We start from the raw sequence: 14,696 nt of genomic DNA, 5'->3' as shown, positions 1-14,696 counted from the left end.
TTTCAAGCCTGAGCATCGGGAAGGCGAATCAACAGACCGTCCATGTCATCAACCACTTTAATCTGACATGTCAATCGTGATCCGTCTGCACGCATATAGGCGAAATCCAGCATTTCTAACTCAACGGAATCGGCACTTTCGATTCGGTCGCGCCATTTTTCATCGATATACCCATGGCAAGTGGCACAGGAGCAGGCGCCGCCACAGTCAGCATCAATACCGTTTACTCCGTTCTGGACAGCCACTTCCATAATGGACTGGCCAATCTCGGCATTCACGGATTTGCGTGTGCCATCCGGCTCAATAAATATAATATTTGGCATGTAGATTTCCGTATTTCTAAGTGACTAAATCTGTTTTTTCGGATAAGGTCAGGGTGCTTAACTCAAGGGATTCATTGGCAATCTCATCAATGTCTGGACTTTGACCTGTGCTTAGCCATCTTCGCGCCGTCATGAATGCCTTCGCATCATTAACCGCGTCTACCGCAATCAGCCGTTCCTGATCAAAATACCAAATAGAGAGAGAACTATCATTTTTCCTCCTGACCGCGACCTGGGTGTAACCCAAATTCAGCCCGGCGATCTGGAGTTTGGTTGCGTATTGATCTGACCAGAACCACGGCTGGCAATCGTATCTGACAGATTCCCCGGTAATAGACCGCCCCACAATCTCAGCCATATCTACCGCATTCTGAACCGACTCCAGGCGGATCATCTGTCCACGAAAAGCAAAGCTGGCGCAGTCGCCGATTGCGTATATGGCCGTATCTGAAGTGCGCCCTGCGTGATCTACAACGATGCCATTGGCCACTTGCAGCCCTGCCTCTTTCGCCAACTTGACTTCAGGGGTTACGCCAATTCCTGCTACCACGACACCAACGTCGATCACTGTGCCATCGCTCAACCCGGCTTTTTCGACCCGATCGTTAGACTGTTCCAGATATTTAAGACCCACACCCTCAAGAACTCGAACACCATGCTTCTGATGAAGGTTTTTGAAGTGCGCGGCGGTTTGCGCGGCAGCAACGCGCCCGAGAATACGATCCTCGCGCTCAATGAGCGTAACTTGTAAGCCAAGACTTCTAGCAACCGCAGCCATTTCCAGGCCAATATATCCCCCGCCCACCACAAGGAGATTTTTGTTTTGTGTAAACGCATCTTGGATACGCTTTGCATCTGACAGACTTCTAAGTAAATGGACGTTCTTTGCCCTTCCCCCCTGCTCTTCAGAAAGTGACCTTGCACGAGCTCCGGTTGCCAGTACCAGAGCGTCGTAACGAATCCGCTGCCCGTCTTCCAATTCAATCTGTTTTTCTGAGCGATGGATTACATTAACGCGACAGTTCAACCGAAGGTCGATTTGCGCACTCCTGTATTGGCTTTCCGGTTTAAGGTACAACCGCCCTTCATCTGCCAGATTGGCTATGTATTTTTTCGATAACGGAGGCCTATGGTAGGGCAGATAAATGTCTTCCCCGATCAAGGTGATATTTCCCTTGAAACCCAGGGCACGCAGCTTGAACGCAACAGACACCCCGGCATGTCCTGAGCCTACGATTACAACGTCTCCGTTCATTCTGAATCTATTCCTTTACGTATAAATACAATTGACTTGCGAAAGCGCATTGCCACTAGATCAACTCCGGATATTCCTGTCTCAATTGACTTTTGCACCAGATTTCTGCACGACGGTTGCCCATTTCTTAATGTCACGATCCAACATCGACTGAAATTGAGCCGGCGTGCTAACCAGCGGACTGGCGCCCTGGGCCGCAATGCTTTTTGCCATTCCTGCGCTCTGCAGTAAGGTGCCGATATCTGCGTTGATCTTATTGACGATCTCCACTGGCGTATCTTTTGGCGCAAATATGCCAAACCACGGATTAACATCAAAATTGGTATAGCCGGATTCGGCGATGGTTGGCACTGTAGGTAACTGCTTGGACCGATCGGCGCTTGTGACGGCAAGCGCTCGTACCTTGCCACTTTCAATTTGTTGCGCTATGGAAGGAACACTAGTGAAAACCGCAGTGATTCTCCCGCCCAGAAGATCGGTCAAAGCAGGGCCTGCACCCTTATAAGGAACATGAGTCAGTTGTGTGCCTGCCGCCAGGTTCAACATTTCACCAAGCAGATGATTGACCGATCCACTGCCCGCCGAACCAAAAGTCATATTCGATTCTGACTTTTCCAGCGCGATGAATTCTTCGAATGTTTTGGCGTTTACGTTGTTATTCACCACACAGAGAAAGGGAACGGTCGCAATTGTTGCTACTGCAACAAAATCTTTGACGGGATCATATTGCAAATCACTATACAGACTGACATTGATCGCCTGAGTCCCTTCGTAGGACATCAGCAAGGTATAACCATCTTGCTTGGATTTGGCTACATGACTAAGCCCGATGTTTCCACCAGCACCTGCTCGATTTTCAACAACGACCGGCTGGCCCCATATTCCCGATAATTTCTGCGCCAAAATTCGCGCCAAAGCGTCAGAAGCGCCTCCCGGAGCTTGCGGCACGACCAATGTGACTGGCCGCTCAGGATAAGCCGCGTAGACCTGGGAATGGCAGTACAGCGCGAATATCAAAAATAACAACGCCACATTAAAACTTTTTATTACTGTCCTCATACCTGTCTCCTTGAATTTTTACTGTCTATTGGTTTATTTCATATATGTACAGAAACTTAACCCTCCACTACTGCATACAGTCTTAGTCAGCGAAGCAATGCACAATGGTTTTCGTCGTAGTAAATTCGTCCAGCGCTTGAAAGCCCTTTTCCCTGCCATAACCACTTTTCTTGCGACCGCCAAAGGGCAACTCCACGCCACCCCCTGCGCCATAGCAATTGATATAGAACTGGCCGGCTGACACCGTGCGCGCCATACGCTGCTGCCGCGCTCCACTTTCAGTCCATATTGCGGCCACCAGAGCGTAATCAGTATCATTTGCCAGTCGTGCAGCATCAGCTTCATCTTCAAAAGGCATGGCAGCCAAGATGGGGCCAAATGCCTCTGCGCGAGCTAATTCATGATCGCGAGGAACCGGCCCGTATAACATGGGCGGCACGAAGAACCCGCCCGCCTGAACATCGATAATTTTTCCTTTGGCAATGAGCGGTATGCTCGACTGATCGAGACGTTCGAGAAGCGTATTCAGCCTTTCAAACTGAGCTCGTGTGATGATAGGACCGCATTGCGCACCGGCGTCGGGCATGCCTACCGTAATCGAAGAGACCGCGTGGGCAACACGGGCGCTCACCTCCTCGTATATTTCTTGCTGTATTAGCAAGCGCGTACCGGCCGAGCAAGTCTGTCCGGTATTCTGAACAATGCCCCCGACAATCGCCGGAATCGCCTTGTCCAGATTGGCATCTGCAAACACGATTTGTGGGGATTTTCCACCGAGTTCCAGCAGGCAAGGGACCTGATTGATCGCACTGGCCGCCTGAATATGCGCACCGACGACTGGAGATCCGGTAAACGTAATAAGGTTGATATCGGGATGCCGTGCTAATGCATCGCCAGCTTCATGGCCATAGCCTGTGACAATATTCAACACCCCGTCAGGTAGTCCAACGCTCTGCATCAGCTTTGCAATGTAAAGCACCGACTGACAGGCCTCCTCTGAGGGCTTCAGTACAATTGCATTGCCTGCTGCCAATGCCGGACACGATGTACGGCCAAACATCTGAGATGGGTAGTTCCACGGAATGATGTGAGCCGTTACCCCCAGAGGCTCATGTACCACCTGAACGTTGTAACCATTGACATAGGGAATCACTTGACCATGGTGCTTGTCGGCTGCCGCTCCATAGAACTCGAAGTAGCGAGCAAGAACCGCAATATCGTTTCGGGCAAGATGCAAGGGTTTTCCGGTATCACTTGATTCTATTTTTGCGATTTCCTCTGCATGCAATAGAATTTCCTCTCCGATCCGGCATAGCAATCGCCCACGCTCAAGCGCAGACCAACTACCCCAGTGGTTCAGGAAGGCGTTGCGCGCTGCTTTTACAGCGGCGTCGACGTCGACTGCCCCTCCCCTACCCACTTGGGTAAAGACCTGGCCGGTTGCCGGATCCTCGATATCGATGACACGCTCGTCATGTGACGACTGCCATCTCCCATTGATCAATAATGTCTTCATGAATCTTCAGCCTGATCCATTTCCCTGAGCACTTCCTGCGCAGTCCGAAAACTGTCTACTCCAGCAGGAACACCGCAATACACGGCAACCTGCAGAAACACCTCACGGAGTTCTTCCTGCGTCCAGCCGTTATTGACCGCGCCGCGCACATGGGCTTTGAGCTCGTTTGTCCGTCCCAGAGCACAGACCATTCCCAGATTCAGCATTGATCGATTCTTTCGGCTCAATCCTGGACGATTCCAGATTTCGTCCCAGCAATATTCAGTGACAAACGCCTGCATAGGCCAGTTGTAGTCGGTAGCACTGTTCAACGCCTTGTCGACATACTCGTCTCCCAGGACATCACGACGGGTCTTGAGCCCACGTTCGAATTTTTCAGATTTTTTGAAAACTGTCATAATCTCGTTTAATGTTGATAAATCTGGTTGTATAGTCGGATTCAATTGAAGACACTGTTGCTTCAAACATCCACGTAAATTTCATCATCGCGAATGGATACCTCGTATGTCTTGATTCGGCTGTTGCTCACGCCAAACAGACATTTGCCAGTTTCAAGATCAAATTCCCACCCGTGCCAGGGGCACTTGAGTACCTGATTTTCCATCCCATACTGGTATTGGCCCGCGCAGGATGTCGGTAACATGGTTCCCTGTACGGTTCCCCGCGCCAGCGGCGCTCGTTTATGTGGGCAGATATTCTTGACAGCAAAAACCTTGCCTGCTGCCTTAAATACGCCTATCGGACGACCATCTATATCTACCGTTAATGCATCATCCTCGGGAATATCGCTCATATGTCCGACTTTATGCAGCATGACTCGCTCCAGGGTTGTGGCGTGGTTTCAATCCGAATAGCTCCGCGGCATTGTCGTGAAAGATGCGCTGCTTCAGGTTTTCGGGAAGACGTTGAAATGTCGTTTGCGGATAATCGGTATCCCAATGTGGATAGTCAGTGCTAAAAAGAATTGTTCGATCCGCATGCACCATCTCCAGAATTTGGGTCAGATATTCGTCTTTCTCTGGTTCCTCCAAGGGCTGACTGGTGAAACGCACGCGGTCCAGCACATAGGAGCTCGGCTCCTTTTCCAGCCAGGGAACTTCGTTGCGAAACTGCCGCCAATTCTGATCGAACCGCCAAAGCATATGCGGCACCCACCCGAAGCCGAATTCGGCAGCAAGCACCTTCAATCCAGGAAACCGGACAAATACCCCCTCAAATAGCAGGCTTGTAATATTGCCCATCGCAATCTGCGGAAAACAGGAGTGCCGTTCGATATAGGTGCTGGGCACACCACCCGCAAAAGAGACACTTGTCTGGAATGCGCCTTCCGTACCAGTCGGGTGAAGAAAAATGGGCAAACCGAGCTCTTCGGCCGCTTCATATATTGGGTAGTAGTGAACATTGCCCATAAGAATATTCATAAGCGGCATGTACACTGCCACGATATTTTCCTGACTGCCGATTCTGCGAATTTCCCTTGCCGCCTCCACAGGGTCGTGTACTGCCACGCACATGGCCAGGCGAAACCGATCATCAACCGATAGCCATTTATCGATGAAGTAATCGTTGAATGCCCGGGCCAGCACCGTAGCTTCTCCAGCATTCGGCAAGGACACCAGCTTTCCCGCCTGGATGGACGAAAGGATTGCGTATTCGATGTTTAATTTATCCAGGTGCGCTTCTCGTAGAAAATATGGGTCCGAGCCGCCCACACCACCGTCCGGCGTCTTTGCGTCGCGACGAATGGAAGTGGCGCCCGCCAAAGGTGGTCGGAGCGGATGGTCGGGCAAAATGGACCGTTTCCCGTCGAATCTCATCTGCCAGCTTTTGCTCAGATAGGGCTTCAAACCCTCGATATCCCCGCTTATCCAAGGATGGACATCAGCATCGATAATTTTCATAAGTGACGTGTTCATGGCTGCTCTCTTTTCAATTTCTCCAGCGGCACGATAAATTTCTTTTAAAGCCGTGGTGATTGGTATTGTCGTCATGCTACTATCGAAGCCGCGTTCGGGGAATTTTGAATTTCAAGCATCGGGTTTCGGTCAAACCGAACGCCAAAACGCTAATGACAGCTGCAATTTTCCAATGCACAGGCAATATAGGAGACCGAGGAATGTACTTTGAGCTATCCGATATGCGCGTTTTTATCCATGTAGCCGAATCGTCCAGCATCACGCAGGGCGCCAAGCGGGCACATCTGTCCACGGCGGCGACAAGCGCCAGGATAAAAGCGCTAGAAGGTCAACTGGGAGCAAAACTGCTGTACCGCGATAGCCGAGGCGTTACGCTTACGCCTGCAGGTATCAAACTGCTGAGGCACAGCCGAGTCATCATGCGCCAGGTCGACTTCGTAAAGAGTGAATTCGCCGAATATGGAAGCGGCATGCTGGGGCATATTCGAATCTTTGCCAATACCACGGCGGTCACCGAATCACTGCCAGAATTGCTGGCCCAATTCCTCGCCCTGCACCCAGCCGTCACGGTGGACTTGCAGGAACGTTTGTCGCGCGATATTGTCCGGGGAGTACTTGATGGGTCAGCAGACCTGGGACTGATTGCCGGGCCGGTCGAAGCCGAAGGACTCGAAGTCATACACTACAGTACGGATCGACTGTTGTTGGCCTTGCCGGTCGGGCATGTATTGGCAAGCAGATCCTGTATTACTTTGGCCGAGACCCTGGATTATCCACATATCAGCTTTCGGGAAGGCAGCACTTTATACGACTTGATGAGGGTGCAAGTGGAGCGGCTAGGTCGCAGCCTTCCAATGCGAGTACAAGTCTCAAGCTACGAAGCTATTTGCCGGATGATTGAAACGGGGGTAGGCCTAGGCATCATTCCAGAGTCCGCATCCAGGCGATACTGCAACACCATGCGATTCGTGACGGTGCCTTTGCAGGAACCATGGGCCATACGTGAACGCAGTCTATTGGTTCGCGAACTGGACGCAGTGCCTGGGTGCGTGAAGGAACTCATCGACACGATCGTTGATCGCATCGGCAATCGCGCCAAGCCCTCGCCAAATTAGTTTGCCTGGGTCCATTGAGCAGGAGACCAGCCTGGTTATCGCCCATGGATGATTGCAATATGGGCACAAGCCGTGAGCGAAACTGATTCGACATTACTTGCAAACGATCAGTTATCAATCCTTCGATGCGACAAGAAATACCGCCAGTTGATCTTCGGACACGAACCCGGGTCCTCTAGCACCACGTTGCGCTCCTAATACCACGATTTATGTCGCTCGAAGTACCAGAGCAGCACCTTATATTCATACTTAATCAACGCTTGAATCTGTCAGTAACTCTGACGCCAGTAATCTGACTCTGGACGATACAAGCCTGGCACCTTCGGACAACGGACGCTGGCGAGTCACACTCAATGCAATCGTTCTGCGTATCCCCGGGCTGATAATCAGACAGGCACCCAGTTCTCCGGCGGTTACTTCCTGTGCCACTGCCGTCAGGGGCAGTAGCGTAAAGGCATGTCCGCCGGCAGCAACGTCTTTCATCGCCGTCGCGGTTTCCACCTCCATGACAATGTTCAGCCTGGTATCGTGGCGACGAGACAATACGTCCAGCGTTGCTCGCAAGCCATTTGGTACAGCAGGCAATACTAACGGAATGCCGTCAAGAGAATGAAAAGGCAGGCTTTTCGCCGCCAATTCGGGCAGGCCGGCCTTGCCAACCAGGAAGGTATCCAGTTTACCAAGCACATCTTCCCCGCGCGATGCAGACGAACCATAGCGATTGACTACGATCATATCCAGGTGGCCCGACGCAAGCTGTTCATCAAGGGAGCCGCTAAAGCCCTCTGTCACATGCAGACGAAGCTGCGGTGCTTGATCACGGATATCGGCCAGCAAAAGCGGCAACAATTGCCGTGCCAGCGAGGGCAAGACACCGATATGCACTGTCCCGGTCAATATGCCGGCAGCCTGATGAGCGGTGGCGCCGAGCTGTTCGACCTGATCAATGAGGCGCTTGACTTCGGGATACATGCGTCGTCCAAAATCGGACAGCACCATGCCCCGCCCCGTTCTGTCAAACAGACGCTTGCCCCACTCTTTTTCCAGCATGGCGATCTGACGGCTGACCAATGACTGCGCCATGTCGGATGCAATCGCTGCGCGGGACAACGACTGCATGTCCGCCACTAACAGGAAAGTGTCCAGTTGCTTGAGATTCATGATTTCACTTAAATGGAAATCTGAAATTATAAACTTTGTATTTATATATATCTCAATTGTGGCTAAGCTTATCTCCATTAACGCAGAACAAATATGGAGACTACCTTGAAACTCACCTATTGCTTCACTGCGGCATTTGCCGCAAGCTGCCTGCTGGCCTTATCAGCGAATGCGCAAGAATCCTCGTACCCGACCCGCCCCGTCAATTTTGTTGTTCCCTTTTCCGCCGGTGGTCCCACCGACGCCATGGCGCGCATCCTGGCGCAAAAACTGGGCGAACGACTTGGGCAACAAGTGGTTGTCGACAACCGTGGGGGTGCAGGCGGCAGCATCGCTGCGGAACTGGTTGCTCGTTCCAAAGCAGACGGCTATACCCTCTTGTTCGGTACGACCGGCACCATGGCGATCAATCCGAGCCTGTACGCCAAACTGCGTTACGATCCCATCAAGGATTTCGCACCCATCAGCCTGATGGCGACAACGATGAATGTCTTGGTCGTCAACCCCAAACTGCCGGTTAAAACACTTAGTGATCTGGTGAAACTAGCCAAGGCGAAGCCGGACGAACTCACTTACGGCTCAGCGGGCAATGGAAGCTCCAACCACCTGTCGGGCGAGTTGTTTCGCACCTCCGCCGACATCCAGATCAATCACATTCCATACAAAGGCTCAGCACCTGCACTCGTTGATCTGCTGGCCGGTCGCATATCAATGATGTTCGACACCATTGCGCAGCAGACCCAAAATATTTCTGCAGGCAAGGTAACTGCCCTCGCTGTAACCGGTCCAAAGCGCTCACCACTGCTGCCTGACGTACCTACTGCCCAGCAGGCCGGGCTTGATGACTTTGACGTCACCATCTGGTATGGCGTGCTTGCCCCACATGGCACGCCCGACGCCATCGTGAACCGACTACATCGGGAAATTGCAGCCATCATGGCAACAGAAGATATGAAAGCGCGCATGCAAAGGGACGGCGCCGCTGCGCAAAGCACCACACCTGCAGAGTTTACCGATCTGATTAAAACCGACACCGCCAAATGGACACCAGTCGTCAAAAACTCCGGCGCCAGCCTGAATTGATACGAGCAGCATCCATGACATTCTCTCCTGATCCTCGCCTGCGCAACGCCCTGGCTCCACGCAGCATCGCCGTGATTGGCGCGACGGAAGACCCCAATAAGGTTGGGGGCCGCCCCCTGCATTACCTTAAGCGCTTCGGATTTTCCGGCGCAGTGTACCCGATTAATCCGAGACGCAAGATAATACAGGGTATGCAAGCATATGCATCGCTCGCGGAACTGCCGGAGACACCAGATGTCGCCATTGTCGCAGTCGGCCAGGATGCCGTTCCTGACGTCATAGAACAATGCGCTACGCGGGCAATTGCATGTGTCATCGTGATGAGCTCGGGCTTTGGCGAAACAGGCAGCGCGGGAGTCCAGCGGCAAACCGCATTGGTACAACATGCTCGCCGACTGGGCGTGCGGCTGGTGGGGCCCAACGCGCAAGGCGTGGCCAATTTTCAAACCGGCGCAGTAATGAACTTTAGCACCATGTTCATGGAAATTGAGCCCGAAGACGGGCCAGTTGCCATCATTAGCCAGAGCGGCGCCGCCAGCGTCATGCCCTACGCCATGCTGCGTGAACGCGGTGTGGGCGTGCGCTATCTGATTGCCTCTGGCAATGATGCTGATGCCTCGGTGTGCGAATTAGCGCTGGCAGCCGCCGTCGATCCTGCAATCCGGGTCATCCTGTTGTATATCGAATCGCTCGCTGATCCGGCCATGCTAGCCGAAACAGCCAGACTGGCCATCTCGCGCGGTGCAGCGGTCATTGCCCTGAAGGCCGGACGCAGCGTCCAAGGTGCGAAGGCAGCGGCCTCGCACACAGGCGCGATGGTCAACGATGATATCGTCGTGGATGCCTTCTTGGAGCGCCACGGCATCTGGCGTGCCGCCGATGTGCACGGACTGATCAATGCCGTTGAACTTTATCTGGCACTGCCACCCCGACTAGCAGACAGCCTGGTTGTCATGAGCCACAGCGGCGCGGTCGGGGTACTGTGCGCGGATGCAGCCGAAACGCTGAATCTTCCGTTAACGGAATTGGCCCCTGCTGTGGTATGCAGCCTGGCCGATATTATGCCCAGCTTTGCAACCGCGCAGAATCCGGTAGATCTGACCGCCTCGCTGATGACCCAAAGCGGCATGTATGCCGCCACGCTCAATACCCTGGCTACCGATCCGCAGGCAGATATGTTCCTTATTGGCGTGCCCGTGGCTGGCCCTGGCTATGACGTGCAGGGCATGGCTACCGATACCGCCACGTTTGCAGCCAATACAGGTAAACCAGCCGTGGTGTCTGCGCCCCAGGCGTCGGTGCGCCAGGTTTTTCGCTCGGCCGGCGTACCCGTGTACGCGCACGAAACGGATGCCATCAATGCGCTGCACCAGTGGAGCCGCCATGGGATCCTGATGCGACAGGCATCGGCACGCGATCAGCTGGAAGCAGCGGCAGCATCAGTGCTCGCCCTCCCGAACCGAACGAGTCACTTCCTGAGCGAAGACGAAAGCCTGGCCGTACTGGCAAAAGCGGATATTCCAACTGTGCCGTATGTACTGTGCCGCAATGCGGATGAAGCCCTCACCGCCTGGCGTGCACTGGGACAGGACGTTGTGATGAAAGCCTGTTCTGCTCACATTCCGCACAAATCCGAGCATGGTTTGGTATTTATTGGCCTGGACAGCGAACAACAAATCGTTGATGCATGGAAACAGTGCACGCAACGCGCTGCCGCCCTGCAGGTCCCGTTCGATGGCGTTATTGTCGCCAGGCGCGTTTCAGGTCGCCGTGAGTTTGCGCTGGGCGTTCGGCAGGATCCAGCCTTTGGCACCGTGGTAATGATCGGCGATGGCGGCAAATATGTAGAAGCCCTGCGCGACTTCGTTGTGCTGCTACACCCGTTTTCTCAAGATGACGTTATCGCCAAGCTGAACACACTTCGCATCGCGCCGATTCTGGCCGGTGTACGCGGCGAGGCGCCCATCGACCTTGATACTGTAGCGCATACGGCCGTGGCGCTTGCTCGCCTGGCCGCATCTCATCCGCGCGATATTACATCCATCGATCTTAACCCGCTGATTGTCGGCGATACGGGCAGCGCAGGCTGGGCCGTCGATGCCGTCATCGAACGTTGCAAGGAGCAGGCATGACCCCTCAAAGTACCGTAGTGACAGACTACATCGACGAGATTGCCGTCGTTCGCCTCAATCGCCCGGCCGAAATGAACGCCGTAAATGCCTCGTTGCGCGCAGAACTCACAGACACTTTATATGCGCTCGAGGCTGACGACACAGTCCGTGCCATCGTGCTGACAGGTACCGGCGAGCGCGCCTTCTGCGCAGGCCAGGACCTGGATGAGGCGGCCACGATCGACACTGGTAATCTTGCTGACTGGCTCAATCGCCAACACGCCATGTACCAGGCTGCACGCGACATGACCAAGCCAATTGTTGCAGCACTCAATGGAACCGCCGTTGGCGCGGGCTTTCAGATCGCCCTGATGTGCGACTTGCGGGTAGCCCATCCAGCGCTACGCATGGGACAGCCCGAAGTCAAGGCCGGACTGGCGAGTATTGTCGGTTCATATCTGATGTCATTACAAATTGGCCATTCGCTCAGCCAGGAACTCTCGCTGACTGGTGAACTCATCACAGGCGAACGGGCGCATGCACTCGGGCTCGTCAACGACCTGGTATCTGCCGATCAGGTATTACCTCGTGCCCTGGATCGGGCAGCCAAGCTGGCTGCATTGCCGCGTACCGCTGTCCGCTTGACCAAGCAGCGCTTCAGGGAACGCACGCAGCCCGGCTTTAACGAGGCGTGCAGCGCCGGCATCCGCTATCAACTTGAATGCTATGCATCCGGGGAACCACAACAGGTTATGCGCGCGTTTATCTCTCGACGCGCTTCATCCACATCGGCCCGCCTCCACAAGGATTAACTACCCATGCTTAAACAGACTCACTTATTCATAGACGGCGTCATGACAGCCGCAAGCGGCGAGCAGGAGCTGCCCGTCACGGACAGTTTCACTGAAGACGTTTTCGCTCGTTATCGTTCTGCCTCGCATGACGATGTACATCGCGCGGTCGCAGCTGCACGCGCAGCATGGATCGGCTGGTCCGCCACGCCCCTGACCGAACGCATCGCGGCAGTGCGTCTAGTGGCTGCCGCGCTGTCGGAAAAGGCCGAAGCGCTGACAACAGCAATCTCCCGCGAAGTGGGAATGCCGCGCAAATTAGCTGCGCGTATCCAGGTGGGCGCACCCATTGCCGCGTGGAACAGCTATGCCGATCTTGCGGCTGAGATGGTTTGGGAAACGCGCATGGGTCATTCCCTGGTGCTGAATGTACCGGTGGGCGTGGTGGCCTGCATTACGCCATGGAACTATCCTTTGCACCAAATCACCGGCAAGGTCGCACCGGCGCTGCTGGCCGGCTGCACGGTTGTCCTGAAACCCTCTGAAATCGCACCGACCAGCGCTGCTCTGTTGGCCGAAGCGATCCAACAGGCTGGTTTGCCACCAGGCGTATTCAACGTGATATATGGCACCGGCCCGGATATCGGAGAGATGCTGGTCTCCCATCCCGGTATCGATATGGTCTCCTTCACCGGTTCCACACGCGCAGGCAGTCATATCGCATCCATCGCTGGCAGCCAGATCAAGCGCATGGCCCTGGAACTGGGCGGCAAATCTGCCGCACTCGTGCTGCCCGACGCCGAGCTGCCGACAGCCGTCAAAGCCACCCTGGCCAGTTGCATGCTCAATTCAGGACAAACCTGTTCATCCATAACGCGCCTGCTGGTACAACGCGATGTGCTTGCCGAAGTCGAACAGCTTGTGCGAGAACGCATTGGCGGCTATCGCATGGGCGACCCGGCAGACGCGGCAACGCGACTCGGCCCCCTCGTTTCTGCGGACCAGCGCGAAAAAGTGCAGGCCATGATAGACAATGCCGTCGCCGCAGGTGCTCGTTCGGTTGGAGACAATCCTCCCGTTCCCGATCATGGTTTTTTCATTCCCGCGACGGTGCTGTCGGACATCACACCCGCAATGACAATCGCAATGGGAGAAGTGTTCGGCCCGGTCCTATGCATCATGTGCTATGACGATATCGAAGATGGTATCGCCCTGGCCAATGGCACCGAATACGGGTTGGCCGGCGCTGTCTGGGGTCCTGGTACGCCCGACACACTGGCTGTAGCGCGCCGCATTCGTGCAGGTCAGGTTGACATCAATGGCGCTCCCTTCAATCCCGCCGCGCCGTTCGGAGGCTTCGGAAAATCCGGCATCGGACGCGAAAACGGTTGTCACGGAATACAAGAGTTTCTTGAACCGGTCGCCATCCAGCTTCCAGCCTCCTTTCTCGAATCAATCTTTGGATAAATACTCTGACTATGACATATGAAACATTGAACTACGCCGTCGACGATGCAATTGCCACAATCACGCTGAACCGGCCGGAACGCATGAACGCACTGACCAAAGTCATGGAGGCAGAATTACGTTCATCCATCGAAACAGCGGGACGAGACGACGCCGTGCGCGCCATCATACTGACCGGCGCGGGACGTGCATTTTGTGCAGGCATGGACATGGACGAACTGGAAGTGTTGCCTCCCGAAGACATCCGGGCTCAAGAGTGGATGCGCCCCTACGACATGAATCGTCGTGCCGACTACCAGACACGTTATTCCTATTTCCCTGCCGCCCCCAAACCCATTATCAGCGCCATCAATGGCGCGGCAGCCGGACTCGGACTGATCATGGCGCTCTACAGCGATTTTCGGATTGCGGCGGACAAGGCGGTATTTGCCACCGCCTTTGCCCAGCGCGGACTGATTGCCGAACATGGCATTGCCTGGATACTCCCGTGCATTGTCGGCCATGCTCATGCGACGGATCTGCTGCTGACGTCACGCAAAATCGACGCCGAGGAAGCGCTGAAAATGGGCTTGGTTCATCGTGTTGTTACTGCGGATGCACTACCGGACGCCGCTCGGCAGCTTGCGCACCGCCTTGGCAACGATGTGTCGCCACGTTCGGTGCGCATCATGAAACAACAACTATGGGAAGCGCCATTTCAGACGCTGGGAGAAGCGATATCGCAAGCCAATACCGAGATGGTCATGAGTTTGCAAAGTGAAGATTTCAAGGAAGGCATCGCACATTTCATCGAGCGGCGTCCCGCTCGCTTTCAAGGACGTTGACCCAACTAGCATCGAAACGTCACCAACTGTCCTGCGCACGTTATCTGGCAGATACCAGTTCAAAATGATTGCAGA

14 protein-coding genes are annotated in these 14,696 nt (G+C 54.3%); 6 read left to right on the top strand and 8 right to left on the bottom strand.

The features are described from left to right. Window positions 1-2: 2 nt before the first annotated feature. The 7 genes from CAP48_RS09055 to CAP48_RS09025 all read right to left on the bottom strand — a co-directional run bounded on the left by CAP48_RS09055 (window position 3) and on the right by CAP48_RS09025 (window position 6,144). Window positions 3-323, bottom strand: a complete 321-nt coding sequence (locus CAP48_RS09055) for a 2Fe-2S iron-sulfur cluster-binding protein (RefSeq protein ID WP_100695720.1) — start codon at window positions 321-323, stop codon at window positions 3-5. 16 nt (window positions 324-339) lie between these two features. Then, the gene (locus CAP48_RS09050; protein WP_100695718.1) at window positions 340-1,578 is read right to left on the bottom strand and encodes an NAD(P)/FAD-dependent oxidoreductase; all 1,239 of its coding nucleotides are present in this window, start codon (window positions 1,576-1,578) and stop codon (window positions 340-342) included. An 81-nt stretch (window positions 1,579-1,659) separates the two neighbouring features. Further along, window positions 1,660-2,637 (bottom strand): tripartite tricarboxylate transporter substrate binding protein, encoded by a 978-nt coding sequence (locus CAP48_RS09045; protein WP_100695716.1) that lies wholly within the window; start codon window positions 2,635-2,637, stop codon window positions 1,660-1,662. 82 nt (window positions 2,638-2,719) lie between these two features. Next, the gene (locus tag CAP48_RS09040; RefSeq protein ID WP_100695714.1) at window positions 2,720-4,153 is read right to left on the bottom strand and encodes an aldehyde dehydrogenase family protein; all 1,434 of its coding nucleotides are present in this window, start codon (window positions 4,151-4,153) and stop codon (window positions 2,720-2,722) included. Next, window positions 4,150-4,551, bottom strand: a complete 402-nt coding sequence (locus CAP48_RS09035) for a carboxymuconolactone decarboxylase family protein (protein WP_100695712.1) — start codon at window positions 4,549-4,551, stop codon at window positions 4,150-4,152. Before CAP48_RS09035 ends, CAP48_RS09040 begins: the two co-directional genes overlap by 4 nt. A 62-nt stretch (window positions 4,552-4,613) precedes the next feature. Next, window positions 4,614-4,967, bottom strand: coding sequence for a Rieske (2Fe-2S) protein (locus CAP48_RS09030; protein WP_100695710.1), 354 nt, complete (start codon window positions 4,965-4,967; stop codon window positions 4,614-4,616). Then, the gene (locus CAP48_RS09025) at window positions 4,957-6,144 is read right to left on the bottom strand and encodes an amidohydrolase family protein (protein ID WP_100695708.1); all 1,188 of its coding nucleotides are present in this window, start codon (window positions 6,142-6,144) and stop codon (window positions 4,957-4,959) included. Before CAP48_RS09025 ends, CAP48_RS09030 begins: the two co-directional genes overlap by 11 nt. Window positions 6,145-6,269: 125 nt before the next feature. Here CAP48_RS09025 and CAP48_RS09020 point away from each other — a divergent pair, with 125 nt between their 5' ends. Further along, window positions 6,270-7,184: a LysR family transcriptional regulator gene (locus tag CAP48_RS09020; RefSeq protein ID WP_100695706.1), complete on the top strand. Its 915-nt coding sequence runs from the start codon at window positions 6,270-6,272 to the stop codon at window positions 7,182-7,184. Between the two features lie 249 nt (window positions 7,185-7,433). Here the strand turns inward: CAP48_RS09020 and CAP48_RS09015 are convergent, their stop codons facing one another. After that, the gene (locus tag CAP48_RS09015) at window positions 7,434-8,345 is read right to left on the bottom strand and encodes a LysR family transcriptional regulator (RefSeq protein ID WP_100695704.1); all 912 of its coding nucleotides are present in this window, start codon (window positions 8,343-8,345) and stop codon (window positions 7,434-7,436) included. Between the two features lie 105 nt (window positions 8,346-8,450). On the opposite strand from CAP48_RS09015, the gene CAP48_RS09010 reads away from it, so the two are divergent. From CAP48_RS09010 to CAP48_RS08990, 5 genes are read left to right on the top strand one after another with little or no spacing between them, the layout of a single operon-like run. Beyond that, window positions 8,451-9,428: a tripartite tricarboxylate transporter substrate binding protein gene (locus CAP48_RS09010; protein WP_100695702.1), complete on the top strand. Its 978-nt coding sequence runs from the start codon at window positions 8,451-8,453 to the stop codon at window positions 9,426-9,428. A gap of 14 nt (window positions 9,429-9,442) precedes the next feature. Continuing rightward, window positions 9,443-11,560, top strand: coding sequence for an acetate--CoA ligase family protein (locus CAP48_RS09005; RefSeq protein WP_100695700.1), 2,118 nt, complete (start codon window positions 9,443-9,445; stop codon window positions 11,558-11,560). Further along, on the top strand, window positions 11,557-12,351 hold the full coding sequence (locus CAP48_RS09000) for an enoyl-CoA hydratase/isomerase family protein (RefSeq protein ID WP_100695698.1): 795 nt from the start codon (window positions 11,557-11,559) through the stop codon (window positions 12,349-12,351). The genes CAP48_RS09005 and CAP48_RS09000 overlap by 4 nt, the downstream gene beginning before the upstream one ends. Before the next feature lie 6 nt (window positions 12,352-12,357). Next, window positions 12,358-13,797: an aldehyde dehydrogenase family protein gene (locus tag CAP48_RS08995; RefSeq protein WP_100695696.1), complete on the top strand. Its 1,440-nt coding sequence runs from the start codon at window positions 12,358-12,360 to the stop codon at window positions 13,795-13,797. 11 nt (window positions 13,798-13,808) lie between these two features. Then, window positions 13,809-14,621 carry an enoyl-CoA hydratase gene (locus CAP48_RS08990; RefSeq protein ID WP_100695694.1) on the top strand — a complete coding sequence of 271 codons (813 nt, stop codon included), beginning with the start codon at window positions 13,809-13,811 and terminating at the stop codon, window positions 14,619-14,621. Window positions 14,622-14,696: the final 75 nt, after the last annotated feature.

Source organism: Advenella sp. S44 (assembly GCF_002810445.1).
Lineage (GTDB): Bacteria > Pseudomonadota > Gammaproteobacteria > Burkholderiales > Burkholderiaceae_B > Advenella.
Note: the sequence above shows the minus strand (reverse complement) of the source record. Positions and strands in the feature narration are given on the sequence as shown.